General features: G+C 68.2%; 17 protein-coding genes. 6 read left to right on the top strand and 11 right to left on the bottom strand.

Going from position 1 to position 20,461, the window contains the following annotated elements; genetic code table 11:
- Positions 1-3: 3 nt before the first annotated feature.
- The 3 genes from FCG67_RS07395 to FCG67_RS07385 all read right to left on the bottom strand — a co-directional run bounded on the left by FCG67_RS07395 (position 4) and on the right by FCG67_RS07385 (position 2,171).
- Positions 4-342 (bottom strand): hypothetical protein, encoded by a 339-nt coding sequence (locus FCG67_RS07395; RefSeq protein WP_246044917.1) that lies wholly within the window; start codon positions 340-342, stop codon positions 4-6.
- A gap of 73 nt (positions 343-415) precedes the next feature.
- The gene (locus FCG67_RS07390) at positions 416-982 is read right to left on the bottom strand and encodes a type 1 glutamine amidotransferase domain-containing protein (protein ID WP_136908559.1); all 567 of its coding nucleotides are present in this window, start codon (positions 980-982) and stop codon (positions 416-418) included.
- A gap of 130 nt (positions 983-1,112) precedes the next feature.
- Complete coding sequence (locus tag FCG67_RS07385; protein ID WP_136908557.1) at positions 1,113-2,171, bottom strand: YeiH family protein; 1,059 nt, start codon at positions 2,169-2,171, stop codon at positions 1,113-1,115.
- 101 nt (positions 2,172-2,272) lie between these two features.
- On the opposite strand from FCG67_RS07385, the gene FCG67_RS07380 reads away from it, so the two are divergent.
- Entirely contained in the window at positions 2,273-3,184 is a 912-nt protein-coding gene (locus FCG67_RS07380) for a LysR family transcriptional regulator (protein WP_136908555.1), read from the top strand.
- A 148-nt stretch (positions 3,185-3,332) separates the two neighbouring features.
- The gene (locus FCG67_RS07375; RefSeq protein ID WP_136908553.1) at positions 3,333-4,787 is read left to right on the top strand and encodes an FAD-dependent oxidoreductase; all 1,455 of its coding nucleotides are present in this window, start codon (positions 3,333-3,335) and stop codon (positions 4,785-4,787) included.
- Here the strand turns inward: FCG67_RS07375 and FCG67_RS07370 are convergent.
- A complete protein-coding gene (locus tag FCG67_RS07370) occupies positions 4,754-5,794 on the bottom strand; it encodes an NAD(P)-dependent alcohol dehydrogenase (RefSeq protein WP_136908550.1) in 1,041 nt (346 codons plus the stop codon). The genes FCG67_RS07375 and FCG67_RS07370 overlap by 34 nt on opposite strands.
- Before the next feature lie 197 nt (positions 5,795-5,991).
- Between FCG67_RS07370 and FCG67_RS07365 the strand changes: the two genes are divergently transcribed.
- Together FCG67_RS07365 and FCG67_RS07360 are read left to right on the top strand one after the other, a co-directional pair.
- Entirely contained in the window at positions 5,992-6,729 is a 738-nt protein-coding gene (locus FCG67_RS07365; protein ID WP_136908548.1) for a hypothetical protein, read from the top strand.
- A 146-nt stretch (positions 6,730-6,875) separates the two neighbouring features.
- Positions 6,876-8,372: an endoglycoceramidase I gene (locus tag FCG67_RS07360; RefSeq protein ID WP_136908546.1), complete on the top strand. Its 1,497-nt coding sequence runs from the start codon at positions 6,876-6,878 to the stop codon at positions 8,370-8,372.
- A gap of 73 nt (positions 8,373-8,445) precedes the next feature.
- Here the strand turns inward: FCG67_RS07360 and metE are convergent, their stop codons facing one another.
- The 3 genes from metE to aceA all read right to left on the bottom strand — a co-directional run bounded on the left by metE (position 8,446) and on the right by aceA (position 13,131).
- Positions 8,446-10,740, bottom strand: coding sequence for a 5-methyltetrahydropteroyltriglutamate--homocysteine S-methyltransferase (gene metE, locus FCG67_RS07355; protein ID WP_136908544.1), 2,295 nt, complete (start codon positions 10,738-10,740; stop codon positions 8,446-8,448).
- Between the two features lie 105 nt (positions 10,741-10,845).
- A complete protein-coding gene (locus FCG67_RS07350; RefSeq protein WP_077040593.1) occupies positions 10,846-11,742 on the bottom strand; it encodes a 3-hydroxybutyryl-CoA dehydrogenase in 897 nt (298 codons plus the stop codon).
- A 99-nt stretch (positions 11,743-11,841) separates the two neighbouring features.
- Entirely contained in the window at positions 11,842-13,131 is a 1,290-nt protein-coding gene (gene aceA / locus FCG67_RS07345) for an isocitrate lyase (protein WP_136908542.1), read from the bottom strand.
- A gap of 442 nt (positions 13,132-13,573) precedes the next feature.
- Between aceA and FCG67_RS07340 the strand changes: the two genes are divergently transcribed.
- Positions 13,574-14,488 (top strand): MBL fold metallo-hydrolase, encoded by a 915-nt coding sequence (locus tag FCG67_RS07340; RefSeq protein ID WP_136908541.1) that lies wholly within the window; start codon positions 13,574-13,576, stop codon positions 14,486-14,488.
- Positions 14,489-14,509: 21 nt separating this feature from the next.
- Here the strand turns inward: FCG67_RS07340 and FCG67_RS07335 are convergent, their stop codons facing one another.
- From FCG67_RS07335 to FCG67_RS07320, 4 genes are all read right to left on the bottom strand, one after another.
- Entirely contained in the window at positions 14,510-15,226 is a 717-nt protein-coding gene (locus tag FCG67_RS07335) for an enoyl-CoA hydratase/isomerase family protein (protein ID WP_136908539.1), read from the bottom strand.
- A gap of 39 nt (positions 15,227-15,265) precedes the next feature.
- Positions 15,266-16,450, bottom strand: a complete 1,185-nt coding sequence (locus FCG67_RS07330) for an MFS transporter (RefSeq protein WP_136908537.1) — start codon at positions 16,448-16,450, stop codon at positions 15,266-15,268.
- On the bottom strand, positions 16,451-17,683 hold the full coding sequence (locus FCG67_RS07325) for a cytochrome P450 (RefSeq protein WP_136908535.1): 1,233 nt from the start codon (positions 17,681-17,683) through the stop codon (positions 16,451-16,453).
- Positions 17,684-18,146: 463 nt separating this feature from the next.
- Entirely contained in the window at positions 18,147-18,824 is a 678-nt protein-coding gene (locus FCG67_RS07320) for a hypothetical protein (protein WP_246044916.1), read from the bottom strand.
- A gap of 114 nt (positions 18,825-18,938) precedes the next feature.
- Between FCG67_RS07320 and ramB the strand changes: the two genes are divergently transcribed.
- Positions 18,939-20,351, top strand: a complete 1,413-nt coding sequence (ramB, locus tag FCG67_RS07315; RefSeq protein ID WP_077040586.1) for an acetate metabolism transcriptional regulator RamB — start codon at positions 18,939-18,941, stop codon at positions 20,349-20,351.
- Positions 20,352-20,461: the final 110 nt, after the last annotated feature.

Here is a 20,461-nt window from a genome sequence, read left to right as displayed (position 1 = left end):
TCGTCATCGCACGGGCCAGCGGTCGCCGCCTGGCAGCGGGAAGCGGGGGGTGTGCTGGTGCACTCTTCGATCGTGGACAACGGCGCTGCTCACGATGCTCGAACCGATCAGCACGCAACCCACGCAGACCAGGGCCGCCACAATCGCCCAGCCGGTGAAGCCCGACGCCGCCGCGACCACGCTCAGAGCAAACGTGAGGACGGCAACGAGTCCAAGGGCATAACCAATCCACTCGGAGAACAGACTCAACTTCTCGGGGAACCGACGCACCCGCCCCGGGAACTGTCGTAGCTGCTCGGAGAACATATTCAGCCTCATGTCGGCGAACAGATTCTGGAACATGCTCACTCCTCCTCTACTCGAGGATCGACCTTTGTGTCGACGCTACGCCCGGTTCTCGCGCCTCGACAAGGAGTCAGAAGGGCTCGACCGGCTGCGGCATCTGGGTGAACTTGCCGACGATCGCCGCGCAGAACCAGTGCAGGTCCGCCGGCCCGCGGCTGGTGACCAGGTTCCGATCCACCACGACCTTCTCGTTCACGTGGCTGCCGCCCGCATTGATGATGTCGGTGCGCAGGCTCGGCCAGCTGGTCAGGGTCCGACCGCCGACCACGTCCGCCTCGAGCAACATCCACGGACCGTGTCCGATCGCGCCGACCGGCTTGCCGACGTGCACGAAGTGCCGCACGAAGGCGACCGCGTGGTCGTCGACCCGGAGCCGGTCCGGGTTCATGGTGCCGCCGGGCAGGATCAGCCCGTCGAAGTCGTCGACGCTCGCGCGCGAGACCACCAGATCGACAGGGAACCGGTCGGCCGGCTGCACGTCGCCGCGGAACGCCTGGATCTCCCCCGGCTCGAGGGAGATCAGCGTGACCGCGGCGCCCGCCTCCTCGACCGCGCGCCGCGGCTCGATCAGCTCGTCCTGCTCGACCCCGTCTGTCGCCAGGATCGCCACCCGGTGACCCTCGAGTTGCCTAGACATCGCCCCGACTCCTTCTGCGCTCGCCTGCGGCGCCCGGATCTCCCCGGGCAGCCGCCACCGCAGCGAACGCACCCGGGCATGCACCGAGTATGGCGCTCGATCGGGGCTACGACCAGGGGTGGTCCGGGTGTCAGCTCACCAGCAGGACACCCACCAGCGCGATCGACGCGACCCAGACGGTCGACAGGCCCGCCAGCACGAAGGGGCGGGGGCCGACGTCCCGGATGACCGCAAGGCGCACCCCGGCGCCGAGGGCGAACATCGCGGCGGTGAGCAGCGCCGTCTGCGCCAGTCCGGCAACGGCCAGGACGGATCCGGGCAGCAGACCGGTGGACCGCAGCCCCACACACGCGATGAAGGCCAGCACGAACAGCGGTACGAGCGGCGGGCGCTGGGCGGCACCGGCACCACCGGCGGGCCTGCGCCGACTGCGCACGCTCAGGTAGGCCATCACCGGGGCGAGCATGAGCACCCGGGCGAGCTTGACGACGGTGGCTACGGCCAACGCGGCCCCGCCGATCGCTCCTCCAGCCGCGACCACCTGGGCGACCTCGTGGATGGCACCGCCGGCCCACATGCCTGCGGCCTCCTCGCTGAGACCCATGGCGCTCGACAGGAGCGGGATCGCCGGGATCATCAGGGTGCCGAAGATGACCACGAGGGCGACCGCGGTGAGCAGCTCCTCCTCGCGGGCGTCGATGACCCCGTCCGCGGCCGCGACCGCCGCCGCGCCGCAGATGGAGAATCCACAGGCGATCAGGACCCGCTGGGTCCACGACAGCCCGAGCAGCTTGCCCGCGTACATCGTCCCGGCCATGCCGAGGCACACGATCGCCACGACAACCGCGATGACGCCCCACCCGAGCCCGAGGATGTCGCTGAACATCAGCTGCAGCCCGAGCAGCGCGATGCCCACCCGGAGCAGGCGCTTGGACGAGAAGGCCAGACCGGGGCGGAACCGCGGCGCGATCGTGAACAGGTTCGCCACGAGCGCCCCCGCCACGATGGCGATCAGCATCGGGCTCACGGTGGGCACGAGCCGCCCCACCCCCATCGCGACCAGCGTGCCGACCACGCTGAGCGCGATGCCGGGAAGGACATCGGTCAGCTCGGTGCCCGGCCGCTCGGGCGGCGTATCCGCGACGGCCCGATCGCGAACGAGGTTCGACCCGCTCAGTTCTCTGCTCATGCATCGACTGTCCGTTACCCGAGCTAAGTACGGTAGCCGGTGATTTACCAACACCTCATATCACAGTGATATGGAGATCCCGTTAGGCATACCATGCGTGTATGACCCGCCGTTGGCCCGAGATGGGCGTCCTCGAACTGCTCGTCGGCGTCGACGACCACGGGAGCCTCAGCGCCGCCAGCCGGATCGCGGGCATCGCGCAGCCGAACGCCAGCCGATCCATGAAGCAACTCGAGCGGCAATTCGGAATGCCACTACTGCAGCGCAAACCGACCGGTTCGACGCTGACGCCCCAGGGGACCGTCATCGCGCACTGGGCACGCCAGGTCCTCGCCGACGCGAACCAGCTGCTCGATGTCGCGGAGGGAATGCGCGCCGAGCGCTCGGCGGAGCTGACCATCGGCGCCAGCATGACCGTGGCCGAGCACCTGATGCCGGGATGGCTGGGCCGGTTCCGGGGATTGAATCCCGATGTGACAGTCCATCTTCAGGTCCGCAACTCGGCTCAGGTGTTCGACTGCGTCGTAGACGGCTCCTGCGATGTCGGTTTCGTCGAATCCCCCTCGGTCCCGCCCTCGCTGCACAGCATCACTGTCGCTCGTGACCAGCTGGTCGTGGTCGTTCCGCCCGATCACCCGTGGACCCGCCGACGGCGGCCGCTGACCATCGCCGAGCTCGCCGCCACCTCGCTCCTGGTCCGCGAGCCCGGTTCGGGCACGAGGACCACCCTCGACCTGGCCCTGCAGGAGTACGAGCGCGCGCAGCCGATCCTCGAACTGGGCAGTGCCGCCGCCATCCGGACGAGCGTGCTCGGCGGGGTCGGGCCCGCTGTCCTCAGCACGCTCGCGGTCAAGGACCAGGTGCGGACCGGCGAGTTGCGGGTGATCCACGTCGACGGCCTCGAGCTCGGCCGGACCCTCCGGGCCGTGTGGCGGCCGCCCCGCCAACTCGACGGTCCCGCAGGCGATCTCGTGCGGCTCGTGCGGCGGGAGGCGCACGAGCGCGCAGGCTGAATCACTCGCACTGCCTGCGGCTGCGAGGTGTCGCCCACCTAGGGGTAGATGTGCTCCCCCTTGGGTGCCGGAAGCTCACCCCAGGGGGCATGGTCCGGGACGAGTTCGTGGATCAGGCTGGGGATGTCCGGTTGACGGGAGTTCCACCATGAATCACCACACAGTCCCGGGTCGCCGCGTCGTCCGTGCGGCCGCGGACACCGAGACCGCGGCCCGCCGCGACACCCACGCCGTCGTCATCGGCGGCAGCATCGCCGGCCTGCTCGCGTCCCGCGTCCTTGCGGACTTCTTCGGCACGGTCACGATATTCGAGAAGGATCATCTGGCCGACAACGCCGAGCCGCGCGCAGGTGTGCCGCAGGGCCGCCACGTCCACAGCATCTGGAAGCGGGGCCTGACCCTGATGGAGGAGTCATTCCCCGGCCTCACCGCCGAACTGGTCGAGGGCGGATCGGCCGAGGTCGAGATGACGTCGGACTTCGCCTGGTACCACCGCGGCGTGTGGAAGCTGCGGGTACCGAGCGGAATCCTCATCACCTGTCAGACGCGACCGTTCCTCGAATGGCACATCCGCCGACGGGTGTGCCAGATCTCCAACATCCGGCTCGTCGATCAATGCCATGTCAAGAGATTCGCCGCCGATCCGGGCCGGGTCACCGGGGTGGTGGTCCAGTCGCGCCGAGCCGGCGCCGCCGAGGAGACTGTCGCCGCCGACCTTGTGGTCGACGCGAGCGGTCGCGGATCCGGGACTCCGCGCCAACTCGACGAATTGGGGTACGGACAACCCGCGATGTCGGTCATCGACGTCGATGTCGGCTACGCGACGCGGCTCTATGACAGACCGCCCCGCGAGGACCACCCGTGGAAGGCACTGATCATCGCGCCGACGCCGCCACACGGCAAACGGTTGGGCGTCGTGTTCCCCGTGGAAGGTCAGCGCTGGATCGTCATGCTCGGAGGCTGGAACGGGGACCACCCGCCGCGCGACGACGACGGACTTCTCGAGTTCGCGCGCAGCCTCGAGGCACCCGACATCTACACGTTCATGCGCGACGCAGTGCCCTTGACGCCGAGCGTGGGATACAGGTTTCGCGCCAACACCCGCCGGTATTACGAACGAATGCAACGCTTCCCGGGCGGTCTGATCGTGCTCGGCGACAGCCTGTGCAGCTTCAACCCGATCTACGGCCAGGGCATGACGACCAGTGCGCTGGACGCGATGACGTTGCGGCAATGCCTCGAACGGGGAGTCCGCAAGGGTGACAGCATCGATGCGATCGCCAACCGGTTCCGAAAGCGAGTGCCGCGCAGGCTCGAAGCGCCGTGGCGGATGGCCGCGGGAGAGGACATGAACTGGCCTGGTACACAAGGCGATCCGCCATTCGGCACCGCATTCATGAACTGGTACTTCGGCAGGGTCCATGCGCTCACAGCGCGTGATCCGCGGGTACTGGTCCAATTCGTGCGGGTGGCGAACATGATCGATTCGCCGGCCCGGATCTTTCACCCGAGGGTCCTGGCACCGGTCCTGACGCGATCAGCGCGGGTCGGTCGCCCTCGCCTGATGCGTCAGAAGGTCCCGGCGTCGATCACGAAGCGATAGCGCACATCGCTGCGCACCACCCGGTCGTAGGCCTCGTTGATGCGGTCCGCGGGGATCACCTCGATCTCCGCGCCGATCCCGTGCTCGGCACAGAAGTCCAGCATCTCCTGCGTCTCGGCGATCCCGCCCACCATCGACCCGGCCAGGCTGCGCCGGTTCGACGCGAGCGAGAATCCGCTGACCCGGATCGGCTTCTCGGGCAGGCCGAGCTCCACCAGTGCCCCGTTGACCGCGAGCGTCGACATGTACAGGTCGATGTCGAGGTTCACCGAGACGGTGTTGAGGATCAGGTCGAACCTCGACCGCAACGCCTTGAAGGTCGCGGGGTCGCTCGTCGCGCAGTAGTGGTGGGCACCGAAGCGCAGGCCGTCGTCCTGCTTGCTCAGCGTCTGACTCAGCACGGTCACCTCCGCACCGAGCGCAGCGGCGATCTTCACACCGACGTGCCCGAGCCCACCCATGCCGATGATCGCCACCTGCTTGCCGGGACCCGCGCCCCAGTGCCGCAGTGGCGAGTACAGCGTGATGCCCGCGCAGAGCAGCGGCGCCGCGACGTCCAGTGCGAGTCCGTCCGGGATGCTGAGCACGAACCCCTCGGTGACCACGATGTGGGTGGAGTACCCGCCCATCGTGTACTCGCCGTCGCCGATACGCGAGTTATAGGTCTGTACAACGCGTTTGGTGCAGTACTGCTCATCCCCGGACGTGCACGCATCGCAGGCGCCACAGGAATCGACAAAGCAGCCGACGCCGACGCGGTCCCCGACCTCGTGCAGGGTGACCTCGGAGCCGACGGCGGCGACGACGCCCGCGATCTCGTGGCCCGGCACCACCGGATAGTGGGTGCCGCCCCACTCGTTTCGCGCGGTGTGGATGTCGGAGTGGCAGATGCCCGAGTACTTGATCTCGATGAGCACGTCGAGCGGGCCCAGGTCCCGGCGCTCGATGCCGACCTTCTCGAGCGGTCCATCGGCACGGGTCGCGGCGTAGGCGGAAACTGTGAGCATTCGTAAGTTTCTATAGGCCGAATCGATTCCGCGCAACGCGTAGACCGGATCCCGCACCGCATGTTCGCGCCTGGTCCTCCTCACGGCAACCCAGAAGACCTGGTGCTTACTTAGCATTTGTCTCCTGATGGCCAGGGCGCGACGAACCGCGAAGCGCCGAACAGCGGATCAGCCGCCTACGAGAGGGAGATTCACCGATGAAGACCAGTCAGCAGCGATCGCGGCGGATGCCCGCGCGATCCGCAACGGTTGGGGCGCTCCTGCTGGCGCTCGTCGCCGCGCCGGTGCCGGCGGCAATCGCCGCCGAGACACCACCCGTCGCGGATGCGCCGGGGTCGAGCCAGCCGCAGGTCGGCACGGGGTCCGGCGATGTGTGGTCGATACCGGCCCTGCCTGCCGACCAGTTCACGCTGATCGTCGCCTTCAGCTTCGGCAACAGGATGCCGGCGGGGGCAGACCCCGAGCGAACCGAGGGCGAGCCGGGGCCGGTCAACGAGGCACTCGCGGACACGGTCGTCGCGGCGCGCGGCGATCGGGACATCCCGGTATACGCACAGACCCCGATCGCGGACGTATTGCGCACCAAGCACGGCATGGACGACGTCGTTGCCATCGCGGCCGACGTCCGTCCCGACGGCACGCTCGCGTATCTGTCGACCGATGGGGCGGCGGCGAAGGTCGCCGCCCTGCGCGGCGCGTCGCAGGCGACCGATGTCGCCGGAGTGGTCGCGTTCGGGGACCACCAGTGGCGGGCCACCCGAACGGCGGAAGCCAACGGCTTCCGCACCTATGCGCCACTGGGGATTTCGATGCCCGGCCAGTATGACCCGCAGTCCGGCCAGGCCTGGACCAGGAGCCCCGGCGTCTATCTGCCGACCGACTACGCAGCCAGGATCCCGCTACTCATCCAGTCCGGCGGCGGAGCCGGCCGGTAGGCACTGCGCCCGCTTCGAAGGTCCGGCGGGGCGGGTCACACCCGACCCATCGGACCTCCGAAACCCCGCGTGGACACCTTGCGCTCCCCTAGAATTCACCAGTTGGACAATCGTCCAACTGGGTCGGTGAATCCCTGAGGAGTGACATGCGCAGATTGCTCGCGACAAGCATCGCGGTGCTCGGAACGCTGTTCGCATCTACACCAGCGGTGGCCGCCGCCGACGAAGCCCCGTCGACGCCGATCAGCCAGGTCCGCGTCGAGGGCCGGTCCCTGGTCGACGGGTACGGCCGCACGGTCCTGCTGCACGGGGTCAACAACGTCGACAAGGAACCGCCGTACGTCACCCCCGGGGACGGACTGACACTCACCGCCGCCGACGCCGACCTGCTCGCCCGGCACGGGTTCAACACCGTCCGCCTCGGTGTGTCCTTCGACGGCCTGATGCCCGAGCGGGGCCAGATCGATTCCGCCTACCTCGACCGGATCGCCGACACGGTCGACGTCCTCGGCACCCGCGGCATCCACGTCCTGCTCGACAACCACCAGGACGGACTGAGCCCGGCCTGGGGCGGAAACGGCTTCCCGGAGTGGTCCATCAAGGCGAGACCCTTCCCCGGCGAACCGAACCCGGGATTCCCGATGAACTACCTGATGCCCAGCATGAACATCGGCTGGGACGAGGTCTGGTCCAACAAGAACGGGGTACTCGACCACCTCGGCACCGCCCTCGCGGCGCTGGCCACGAGGGTGGAGGGGAAACCGGCCGTGCTCGGCATCGAGCTGATGAACGAGCCCTGGCCGGGGTCGCCGTTCCTGACCTGCTTCCCGGGCGGCTGCCCGGACTTCGATCGGACCTACCAGGCCGCGATGCAGAAGCTGACCGACCACATCCGAGGCGGGAGCGCGACGGTCCCGGTGTACTGGGAACCCAACGTGACCTGGAACCAGGGCATGCCGAGCTACCTGGGGAACCCTCCGAGGACCCCAGCGATCACCGACCCGAACATCGCCCTCTCCGTGCACGACTACTGCATCCCCAGCCAGATGAGCATCTACGGCGGGGTGCCCGACAAGGCCAAGATGGCATGCCCGGCACAGCACGAGCTGACCTGGGCCCACATCGATTCGCTGACCTCCCGCACCAACCGGCCCGCTCTGGTGACCGAGTTCGGCGACGTCGACCCGAACACCCTGGCGGCCACGATGTTCCGCGCCGACGAGCGCTTCACCGGCTGGCAGTACTGGCACTACTCGTCGATCTTCGGCCCCGGTGGCGGTGCGGATCCGTTCCACGGGGAGGTCGGCGATCAGCTGGTCCGCACCTACCCGCAGGCCACCGCAGGCACGCCCGGCACGCTGAAGTTCAACCCGGAGGGCGGCGACTTCAAGTACTCGTACACGCCGCGGCCGTCGAGCAAGCCGACCGAGATCTATGTCTCCGACCGGCACTACCCCGCCGGCTACGTCACCGAGGTCACCGGCGGCCACACCACCTCCCCCGCAGGCGCCCGCACGGTCACCGTCGAGGCAGACGGCACCGGCCCGGTCACCGTCAAGATCCACCGGCCCGACTCGGACGGCAACAACCTGCCCGAAAAGCCCGGCTTCGGCTCGGGCTCGGCGGGTAGCTCGGGTTCCTGACCGCCCCGCTTCATCACCTGAATGCACGAAGGCCCCGGACCGTGAGGTCCGGGGCCTTCCGCATGTCCGCCCCCTATTCGGCCGCGGCAGCCTTCTCCGCGCGGCGGCGCAGGCGGCGCGCGGCCGCCACCAGGTTCCGCAGCGAGGGCTCGAGCTGCCAGTAGTGCCTGGTCTTGAGGCCGCCGTCGGGATTGGCCCACAGTCGGTCCAGCTCCACCGATTCCGAGGCCTCGGTGAGCAGGTCGTCGAGCTCATCGATGTCCGGGATTCGGGCCGAACGGCTCTCGTACACACCGGGTCCCACGCCGTGGGTGAGCTTGCGCTCCTTGATGGCGTCGAGCACCCAGGTGATCGAACGGGTCGCCACGATCGCGGTCACATCGCAGTCCATCCGCTCGATCGCGTCCACCACCGACTTCTGGGTCGTATAGGTCAGGTGGGTGTGGATCTGCGTCTCCGGCTTGGCACCACCGGTCGCCAGCTTGAAGGCGTCGACCGCCCAGTCCAGGTACTCCTTGCGCCCGCCCGCCCGCAGCGGCAGCAGTTCCCGGATCGCCGGCTCGTCGACCTGGATGATCGAGATGCCCGCGGCCTCCAGGTCGGCCACCTCGTCACGGATCGCCAGCGCCAGCTGATCAGCGGTCTCGTGCAGCGGCTGGTCCTGCCGGACGAACGAGCGCGCCAGCATGGTGATCGGACCGGTGATCATGCCCTTGACCGGCTTATCGGTCAGCGACTGCGCGTAGCCGATCCACTCCACGGTCATCGGCCCCCGCCTGCGGACGTCGCCGAAGAGGATCGGCGGCCGCACACAACGCGAGCCGTAGGCCTGTACCCAGCCGTTGTGCGTGGACGCGAATCCGTCCATCAGCTCGGCGAAGTACTGGATCATGTCGTTGCGCTCGTGCTCGCCGTGCACGAAGACGTCGAGGCCGATGTCCTCCTGCAGCCGGATCGTGCTCTCGATCTCGGCCTGGATGCGCTTGACGTAGTCCGCCCACTCCAGCCGTCCCTGACCCAGTTCGTACCGCGCCTGGCGGACGGCATCGGTCTGCGGGAACGAGCCGAGAGTCGTCGCGGGCACCTTCGGCAGGTTCAACTTCTCCTGCTGAGCCAGCCGACGGACCTCGTACGGAGCCCGGATGCGGTCCTCTGCCTTGATGGCGTAGACCCGTTGGCGCACTTCGTGCTTCTGCTTGAAATGAACCTTCGTCGGCTTCTTACGCCAGCGCTCCGACGGGCCCTCGGTGAGCGCCTTGGCCAGAGAGACCACCTCGCCGACCTTCTGCTTCGCGAAGGCGAGCCGGTCCGCGACGTCGCCGTCGAGTTCCCACTCGGCCAGCACGTCGTACGGCACGTGCATCAGCGAACAGGACGTCGAGACCACCAGGTCCGGGATCACGTCCTTGAGCGAGGACAGGTAGGTGAGCGTGACGAGGTTGTCTGCCCGCCAGACGTTTCGGCCGTTCACGACGCCCGCATAGAGGCGCTTGCGCTTGAGACCGGGGATCTTCGCGAGCTCGTCGGCCGCGACCTTGCCGTAGACCAGGTCGAGTCCGAGCGCCTCGACCTTGGTGGCGGCCAGGATCGGCAGGGCCTCACCGAGATTCCCGTACGGGCCGGTGACCAGGATCCGCGGCCGCAGCGGCGCGTGCGACAGCGTGGTGTACGCCCGGCCGAGCGCGGCCAGTTCCTCCTGCGTGCGGTCCTGGGTGAAGGCGGGCTCGTCGAGCTGGACGCAGGTTGCGCCGGCCTTGGCGAGCTTCTCGAACAGCGCCTCGTACTGCGGCAGCAGCGAATCCAGCAGGTCGAGCACCGAGAAGTCGTCCGCCGCATCGGCGCTCGCCTTCGACAGCAGCAACAGCGAGACGGGGCCAAGGAGCACCGGGCGCAGTTCGATGCCGCGCGCCTTTGCCCGCTCGAACTCGTCCATCAGCGCGTCGGCGCGCAGGGTGAACGCGGTGCGCTCGTCGAGCTCGGGCTGGCGGTAGTAGTAGTTGGTGTCGATGAACCGCACCAGCTCCAGCGGCGGGAAGTCGGGCCGGCCGCGGGCCATGGTGAAGTAGAAGTCGAGTTCGTTGAGCTCGCCCTCGAGCGGGGCGAACCGGCCGGGCACGGCGCCGAAGAGCAGCGCGTTGTCCAGCACGTGGTCGTAGTAGGAGAAGGTGTTGCCGGGGACCTGCGTCAGGCCGGTCGCGGCCAGCTCGCTCCAGGTCTGCTCCTGGAGCTCCCGGCCGACGGCGATCAGCTCGGCCTGGCTGGACTTGCCGTGCCAATACGCCTCGAGTGCCCGCTTGAGTTCGCGTCGGGGCCCGATCCTGGGGTACCCCAGGACGCTGGAGCCGTAGGTGGCGGCGCTGTTGGACATCGTGTCGACCTCTCCCTCGATGCGCTTCGCGCCCGTGCGCGATCGGTACCCCGGCAGGGGTGAAAATCGCGCACGGGCGCCGAAGGTGCGTACTGGTGAAGCTGGCTAGCTTGCTTTCTTCGTGCTCCGACCGTTCTCGCCGTACTCGTAGAAGCCCGCGCCGGACTTCTTGCCGACGAGACCGGCCTCGACCATGCGCAGCAGCAGCGGCGGCGCCGAGTACAGCGGCTCCTTGAACTCCTCGTACATCGAGTCCGCGATCGACTTGACGGTGTCGAGACCGACCAGGTCCGTCAGGGCCAGCGGGCCCATCGGGTGGTTGCAGCCGAGCACCATCGCGCGGTCCACGTCGTCCTTGGTCGCGAAACCGGACTCGACCATCCGGATCGCCGACAGCAGGTACGGCACGAGCAGCGCGTTGACGACGAAGCCGGAGCGGTCGGCCGAACGGACGACCTGCTTGCCGAGGACCTCGCTGGCGAACTGCTCGGCCCGCTCGGAGACCGCGGCGCTGGTCTTGAGGGTGGTGACCAGCTCGACGAGCGGGAGCACGGGCACCGGGTTGAAGAAGTGCATGCCGATCACGCGCTCGGGCGCCTTGGTGGCGATGCCCAGCTTCATGATCGGGATGGAGGAGGTGTTGGACGCCAGCACCGCGTTCGGGTCCGTGACGACCTGGTCGAGCTCGGCGAAGATCGCGCTCTTGACCTTCTCGTCCTCGAGGACGGCCTCCACGACGAGCTGCCGGTCGGCGAAGTCGCCGAGGTCGGAGGTGAAGCGCAGCCGCCAGGCGGCCTGCTCCCGCTCGCGCTCGGTGATCTTGCCGCTGCTCACACCGCGGTCCAGCGACCGCAGGATGCGGGCGCGGCCGGCCGCCGCGAGCTCGCGGGTCTGCTCGAACACCAGAACATCGACATGTGCGCGGGCGCACACCTCGGCGATTCCGGCGCCCATGATGCCTGCGCCGATCACGCCGACGCGCTGAATCTTTTCGCTGGTCACGTCAGCTCCTCATCGTCTAGTGGAGTCGTCCACACCGCGGGGCCCGGGCTGCGGGCCCCGCGGTGGGTGGGACGGGTCGTGCAGGTGAAGCGGGGGTTCCTAGTGGAACTGGCCCTCTTCGGTGGAGCCCTTCAGCGCCGCGGTGGACGTGTTGGGGTCGACCGTGGTGGCGATCTTGTCGAAGTAGCCGGCGCCGACCTCACGCTGGTGCTTGATGGCGGTGAAGCCACGCTCCTCGGCGGCCTTGAACTCGCGCTCCTGCAGGTCGACGAAGGCGGTCATGCCCTCACGGGCGTAGCCGTGCGCCAGGTCGAACATGCCGTAGTTGAGCGAGTGGAAGCCGGCCAGGGTGATGAACTGGAACTTGAAGCCCATCGCGCCGAGCTCCTTCTGGAACTTCGCGATGGTCGCGTCGTCCAGGTGCTGCTTCCAGTTGAAGGACGGGGAGCAGTTGTAGGCCAGCAGCTGGTCCGGGAACTCGCTGCGGACGGCCTCGGAGAACTTCTTGGCGACCTCGAGGTCCGGCACGCCGGTCTCCATCCAGATGAGGTCGGAGTACGGCGCGTAGGCCTTGGCACGGGCGATGCAGGGCTCGATGCCGTTCTTGATGCCGTAGAAGCCCTCGGCCGTGCGGGTGCCGTCGAGGAACGGGCGGTCACGCTCGTCCACGTCGGAGGTGAGCAGGGTGGCGGCCTCGGCGTCGGTCCGCGCGATGACGACGGTGGGGACGTCCGCGACGTCGGCCGCGAGACGCGCCGAGGTCAGGGTGCGGATGTGCTGCTGGGTGGGGATGAGCACCTTGCCACCGAGGTGGCCGCACTTCTTCTCCGACGCGAGCTGGTCCTCCCAGTGCGAGCCGGCGACACCGGACGCGATCATGGCCTTCTGCAGCTCGTAGACGTTCAGCGCGCCGCCGAAGCCGGCCTCGCCGTCCGCAACGATCGGGGCGAGCCAGTTCTCGACCGAGGTGTCACCCTCGACCTTGGCGATCTCGTCGGCGCGCAGCAGCGCGTTGTTGATGCGACGGACGACCTGCGGCACCGAGTTGGCCGGGTAGAGGCTCTGGTCCGGGTAGGTGTGACCCGAGAGGTTCGCGTCACCGGCGACCTGCCAGCCGGAGAGGTAGATGGCCTTCAGGCCGGCGCGCACCTGCTGCACGGCCTGGTTGCCGGTGAGGGCGCCGAGGGAGTTGATGTAGTCCTCGTTGTTCACGAGGTCCCACAGGATCTCCGAGCCACGACGGGCGAGGGTGGCTTCCTCGACGACGGAGCCCTGGAGCTTGACGACCTGCTCGGCCGTGTAGTTACGGGTGACGCCCTTCCAGCGGGGATTGGTGTCCCAATCCTGCTGGATCTCAGCTGCGGTCTTCGGGGTGCCGGTGGTCGACATCGAGGCTCCACTCTCTTGTATCTGCTGGTCCGGTACGGATGTACTGCTTCACATCCTTGCCAGGCCCTTCGTATGTACTTAACGAGAGTGGCACAGACAAAAACTGCCGTCTACCTGTTGCTAATGCCAATCTTGGCTAGGTTTTCAACCGGTGTTGCTAACTTTGCAAAGTTAATACCGGCCAAGCGAGCGCTTGGCTACCGGCAAGTAGGTTGGCGATCTACCGGCAAGTAGGTTCCGACCTGCGGATTGTTCGGGGCACCCGAGCGACGGCGGTCGCGCCGACATCCCGGCTCTGCGGAGGACCGCGCCGATGCCCGATCACGGTGGACCCGACCCGGCTGTGAGGGCAATCACGTCGCCCGAAGGTCGCCGAACGACTCGCTCGCACCGCCCCGACGAGGTCCGCGACACCGGCCACGCCTGCGGCTACCGTGCCGGCATGAGACTGCGGCTCGGACGCCCCGACATCAACCGGTACGCCGATCGATTCGACCTCACCCCTGCGACCGACGGGCTCGCGGTCACGTTTCTCGGCGTCGCGAGCCTGCTCCTCGACGACGGCTCGTCGGCGATCATGACCGACGGGTTCTTCACCAGGCCGGGCCTGCCGAGGGTGCTGCTGGGCAGGATCTGCCCCGACCCGGACCGGATCGACGCCGCCCTCTCCATGGCTGCCGTCACCCGACTCGACGCGGTCATCCCGGTGCACACCCATTTCGACCACGCACTGGACTCCGCGGCCGTCGCGGAACGAACCGGCGGGCTGCTCGTCGGCGGCGAGTCCACCGCCTCGATCGGTCGCGGGCACGGGCTGCAGGCCGATCGCATCGCGGTCGTCGCCGACGGGGCCGGCCTGCGGCTCGGGGGCTTCGAGGTCGCCATGGTCGCGTCCCATCACTGCCCGCCCGATCGCTTTCCCGGCGAGATCACCGAGCCACTCGTTCCGCCGACCCGGGTGTCGGCGTACCGGTGCGGCGAGGCCTGGTCGATCGTCGTCGGCCACCCGGCCTCCGGGAGGTCGCTGCTCGTGCAGGGCAGCGCGGGGTACATGCCGGGCGCGCTGGCCGGCAGGCGGGCCGACGTGGCCTACCTCGGAGTGGGGCAGCTCGGCATCCAGCCGGAGCAGTACATCGAGGACTACTGGCGAGAGACCGTCCGCGAGGTCGGCGCCCGGCGCGCGGTGCTGATCCACTGGGACGACTTCTCCCGGCCGCTGTCCGAGCCACTGCGCGCGCTCCCCTACGCGGGCGACGACCTCGACCGCACGATGACGGTGCTCACCCGGCTGGCCGAAGCGGACGGCGTCGCGCTGAGCTTCCCGACCGTCTTCGCCCGCGAGAACCCCTGGGCCTGACCGCCGGTCACGGCTCGGTGGTCACCCCTGCGCCGTCACCGCCGCTTCCTGCGTCTCCAGGCTGGCCGACGGGGTGCGGAGGGCTGCCACGGCGCCCGCGTACAGCGAGCCCTTGATCTCGCCGAGCGTGCGCCCGCGGGTGTGCACCAGGCCCTGAGCGCGGCCGACCGCCTTCGCGAGCACGTCGTCCCCGGCCGCGAGCTCGTCGACGAGTCCGTGGGCCAGCGCGTCGGTCCCGCCGTATCGGCGACCGCTCGTCAGCGCGGCGTGCACCGCCCGCGCCGGCAGCCGTGCGGTCAGCAATTCGAGCACGCCCGGCGTGTAGCTGATGCCGACCGTGATGCCCGGCAGACAGAAGAACCCGCGGTCACCGCGCATCACCTGATGGTCGTGCGCGGTGGCCAGGATCGCTCCGCCTCCGAACGTATGGCCAGGCATTGCGGCGACGGTCGCCATCGGAAAGGTCAACACCCGCGCGAAGAGCGCGTGCACACGATCCATGTACGGGTTGAGCTGTCCCAGGTTCTGCGCGACCCAGACGGTGTCGAGGCCGGTGGAATAGAACTTCCCGACCGCGGTGGTCACCAGGGCGGCCGGGCCCTGGCTCGCCTCGACCTCGTCCAGCAGCGCCTCGGTCTCGTCGAGCCATCGCGGATTGAACGCATTCTCCTCGTCCCGTTCACCCTCGGTTCCGAGGTAGAGGACGAACACGTCTCCCGAGCGTTCCATGTAAGGCATGGCGAGACGATAGCCCCCGATCGTGGACACCGCCGGACGTCAGACCGTGCTCCGCACCGGCAGGGCCCGTGCGGGCGCCGAAACCCGCATGACGCCGACGGCCGTTATGGCCGCACTCGCCGCGGCCGCAAGGCCCGCGGTCGCCGCCGGGCCGAGTGGCGCCTGCAGCGCGCCTGCGACCATGAAGCCAACCGGCATGCACACATTGGCGAGGGTCGCGCCCAGTCCGGCGACGCGTCCGAGCATCGCTTCGGGCACTTGAGTCGCCACGAGGACATCCGCCCAGACGCTGCCCAATCGAATCGCGGCGCCGACGAGGAGCGCCACCAGGGCCATGACGGCAAACGGCGGAAAGACGCTCAGCGCCACCAGGCCGACGCAGATCGCTCCCTGCGCCAGCAACGCCGACTGCGCTGCGCGAGAGGGAATCCGTTTTCCCAACAGCCTCGTTGCGACGATGCCACCGAGCGCGAACAGGGCCATCAGGTAACCCTGGGCGCCCGCGAACCATCGCTCGCCCGACCCGGCGTTCACGATCAGGAGCCAGGCCGGGACCGGGAGCGCTGTTTGTGCCGCCGACACCAGGATCACGGTCCGCAGCCACTGGCTGTCCCTGATGAATCGGAAACCCGCACGCGTGTCCTGGACCAGCCCCGCGGGTGCGTCGGTTCGCATCGGACTCGAAGCCACCGCACACGCGGCAGTGGCGCCCACCGCAACGGCCGCGACAAGCAGAAAGGCCGAGACCGTGGGTCCGGTGGCCGAGATGAGCAGTGCCGCTGCCGCGGGCGACACCACCTGCACGGTGAGGCTCAGCGAATGCCAGGTCGCCAGCTGACCCGCCCGATCCTCGCGTGGCACCGAGAGATAGACCGCGGTTGCCGCGGCAGGCTGTGACAGCCCGCTACACACGCCCAACGCGATCATCACGGGCAGAATGTGAAGTCCTCCGGCGAGCGCAGGAAGTACGGCAATCAGCGCGCAACGACCGGCATAGGTCGAGAGGATGATCGCCCGTTTGTCGAGCCTGTCCGCCAACGTGCCGGCAATGATCCCCGCTCCGAGAATTCCGACGCATCGAGCGCCGAACGCCAACGCAAGGAGCGCCGCATCTCCCCCGGCCGAAACGACCAGCGCGGCCACTATCACCACGATGGCGGAATCTGCGACGGGGCCGGAGAGAAGGAACGCGAACCCCAGTCTGGACCGGAGCTTTCCGCGCATTCACGTGCCTTCCGGGAGGTAGAACCTCATCGAGAATCCCTCGGGGGTGAGGGTTCTGCGCTCGTTCACCTTCAATTCGGCGTCCGACAGCTGAATTCGCATCGTGGAATTTCGGACGATCGCACCCAACACGGTCGACATCTCCCGTTCCGCGAACTTCGCGCCCACACACCATCGCGGCCCACCGCCGAACGGTATGAACTCGCCGCGCTCCGGCGCGGCGTCGATCCACCGCTCGGGCCTGAAGTCGCCACCGGTCGCCGCGAAGGTGGGCGATACCCGGTGGGTGACCCAGCTCGACACCATCACCACGCTGCCCGCCTTCATTTCCCAGTCCCCGAAAGGGATGTCCTCGGCCGCGTCACGGCCCAACATCCACGAGGGCGGCCACAGGCGGAGCGTCTCCGACACCACGCGCGTGAGCGCACCGGCACCGCCGTCACCTCGCAGCTGCTCCTGGAGGGCGCTCCGTCCACCGAGCTCAACCATCCCCCACAGGATGGCCGACGCCGGAACGCCATGAGCAGCCAGGAGTGTCGAAATAATCATCTGCACAACATCTTTGAGCGGGAGGTCGGCCCGTCGAAGGTCATCGCACAATCCGTCCGAGCCGGGCGCCTGCGCCAGTTTCGCCACGGCCGATTCGAGATTGCGTAACGCCCTGCGGACGCGCAGATCGGAGGGCCGCCAGCGCAACCATCTGGGGAGAACGAAGGGACTCGCGGTGATCGGGAAGAGTGAATCGAGAAGTTCTTGTGCGAGAGCAGGAATCTCGTCAGCATTTCGAGTTCCAAAGCAGTACCGAGTGATCGACTCGGACGTGAGGATCTGCAAGGTGTCGATCAGTTCTCGGTCGCCGACCGTCCTCCCCAACCAACTCCCGACGATCGCGTTTGTGTCATGTGCGAGTTCGACCTGGTGGTCCTCGAGACGCTGGCGCGATGCCAACGCCGCGGAGGCCGCCTTACGTGACTTCATCCACCGCTGCACCGATTCGGATCCGAGGTCGCCCGACACCTTGCTTCTGAGAAAATTCTGCGTCGACAAGAACTTGCGATTGGACCCGACAAGTACGTCGTGTACCTCACGATGACCCGACACGAGGAAAGTCCCCGGCCAGAGTTCGACTATCGGACCGAGCGCCGCGGCGTCGAGCAGAAAGGCCAGCCGCCCGCGATCGTACGTTTCCGCCAATGCCGCTCGAGATGTCCCGAGGAGTGGTGGCCGTGCCATTGCATCTCCTAATGAAAGCTTATATCTCACAATGAAAGTGCGGGCGGCCAAATCGAAGTCGACCGCCCGCACTGTCAAACATTGTCAGGACCATTCGTACATGCCCGGCGCTTTTCGCGGCACAAAGCCGACGAGAGCGGCGACGGTGAACTTGATTCGACGCATTTCCTTACCTCCTTTCCGTTCTCGAAGTGACATGAATAAGATTGAGCCATCGGCGCAGGGAGCAGAAGGCACCCAAGGTGTCGGATCTACCCACCCATCACCGGGCCGAGTTCGCGCGCCGTGAGGCGTCGTTCGGTGAACCACCCGATGACGGTCAGCGCTTCACCGCGAGTTCCGAAGGTAGAGAACGAAATTCGCGCACGGCGACGAACCCGCGCGGCATCGGCGTCCGGGCGGGGCGAGGGTCAGGGAAAGCGTGCGTGTGTGCGGCCTAGCGGTCGCCGAGCGGAGGGGCGGACTACGGCGCCCTGTGCCCGAAGGTCAACGCCACGTCCCACGGCGCGACGCCCCACGACTCGACGGCGGTCACCGCGAAGATCCCCGCGGCCTCGATGGTGTCCTCCGAGGCGGGCGAGGACACCGACGTTCCCGGCCTGCCGTCGTCGGGCACCTCCGGCCAGACCCCGGTGTCCTGCGGCACCGGTGCCGTCTCGATCACCGCGACCCGCTCCCCCGCGTCGTCGATGACCCCGAAGAAGCAGTACGGCTCCGACGGCGCATCCCAGCCGCCGAGCTCCACCACCCAGTACTCGCCCCGCGCGACGGCGGACGCCGCGGCGGCGGCCAGGAAGTGATCGAGGTCGGTCCAGGGGTTGCGCTCGGGGCGGACGGGGTCGCCCAGCAGGAACGTCCGCGTCTGAGCGTCCTCCGAGGACTCGGCGAACCGACCCTGCACCAGCAGAGTGCCCGCCTCGACGTCGAGGAGCACCGTCTCACGGAAGCGGTCGTCCGGCACGGAGGTACGAGCGATCAGCCCGCGGCCCAGCAGGTCGCTGAGACCGTCCGGGTCGTCGACGCTCCACAGCCTGGTCCCGTCCTCGGTCCACGTGCGCAGCAGTCCGCCCGAGACGGGGCTGAGCATCGCGGTGGCCAGGCTCGCCCCGACCTCGAGGCCTGCGGGCTGATCGTTCGTCATCGGCCCAGTGTCCCAGCGCGAGGGGGCACCCCCTGCCCCGCGTGCCCCCTCGCCCGGAGCTAATCCTGCGAACCCATTGTTGCCAACCCCTGACACCCCTCGTAACCTGGAGAAATGGCGAAGACCTATGTCGGCGCGCGACTGCGTCAGCTACGCACCGAGCGGGCCATGAGCCAGGCCGCCCTGGCCCAGACGCTGGAGATCTCGGCGAGCTACCTCAACCAGATCGAGCACGACGTGCGGCCGCTCACCGTGCCCGTGCTGCTGCGGATCACCGAGGTCTTCGGGGTGGACACCACCTTCTTCTCCTCGCAGGACGACACCCGGCTGATCGCCGAGCTGCGGGAGGTCGCGCTCGACCAGGAGATGGGCATCGACTCGGACGCCCAGGAGATCGCGGAGATGGTGTCCGCGCACCCGAGCCTGGCGAAGGCCATCGTGAACATGCACCGTCGCTACCGCAACACCACGGCGCAGCTGGCCGCGGCGACCGAGGACCGGTACAGCGACGGCAGCGGTAGCGGGGCGATCACGATGCCGCACGAGGAGGTGCGGGACTACTTCTATCAACGGCAGAACTACCTGCACGAGCTGGACACCGCCGCCGAGGAGCTCACCTCCCGGATGCGTTTCCACCGCGGGGACGTAGCAGGCGAGATCGCCCGACGGCTCGAGACCGTGCACGACGTGCAGATCGTGCAGCGCATCGACCTCGGCGAGGGGGTGCTGCACCGCTACGACCCCGAGTCCCGCGTGCTGGAGATCTCCCCACACCTGTCCGGCGGGCAGAAGGTGTTCAAGTTCGCCGCCGAGCTGGCCTACCTCGAGTGCGGGGATCTGCTGAACAAGATGGTCGACGAGGGGAACTTCACCTCGGAGTCGTCCCGGTCGCTCGCCATCCTCGGGTTGGCCAACTACTTCGCCGCGGCAACCGTGCTGCCGTACACCCAGTTCCACGACATCGCCGAGGAGTTCCGCTACGACATCGAGCGGTTGTCCGCCTTCTTCTCTCAGAGCTACGAGACCATCTGCCATCGGCTCTCCACCCTGCAGCGACCGAAGCTCCGCGGCGTGCCGTTCTCCTTCGTCCGCGTCGACCGGGCGGGCAACATGTCGAAGCGGCAGTCCGCCACCGGCTTCCACTTCTCCTCCAGCGGCGGCACCTGCCCCCTGTGGAACGTGTACGAGACGTTCGGGTACCCCGGCAAGATCATGACCCAGATCGCGCAGATGCCGGACGGCCGCAGCTACCTGTGGGTGGCGCGAACCGTCGAGCGCAGGGCGGCCCGATACGGCCAGCCGGGCAAGACCTTTGCCATCGGCCTCGGCTGCGAGCTCCGGCATGCGCACCGCACCGTCTACGCGGACGGCCTCGACCTGGACAACCAGGCGGCCGCCACGCCGATCGGCGCCGGCTGCCGGGTGTGCGAGCGGATGAACTGCCCGCAGCGCGCCTTCCCTCCGCTCGGCAAGGAACTCGACATCAACGAGCACCGCAGCTCGGTGTCGCCGTACCTCATCCGCTGACTCCCCCGCCCCGCCCACCCTCGCAGCTGCCCACCCTCACCGCCGCGGCCCGTCGAGTGTGCAGTTGGCGGCGCCGCACTCGGCCGATGCCCCCGAAACTGCACACTCGG

It is taken from the genome of Rhodococcus oryzae (assembly GCF_005049235.1).
Taxonomy (GTDB): Bacteria; Actinomycetota; Actinomycetes; order Mycobacteriales; family Mycobacteriaceae; genus Rhodococcus_G; species Rhodococcus_G oryzae.
This window is presented reverse-complemented; position numbering and strand designations above follow the sequence as displayed.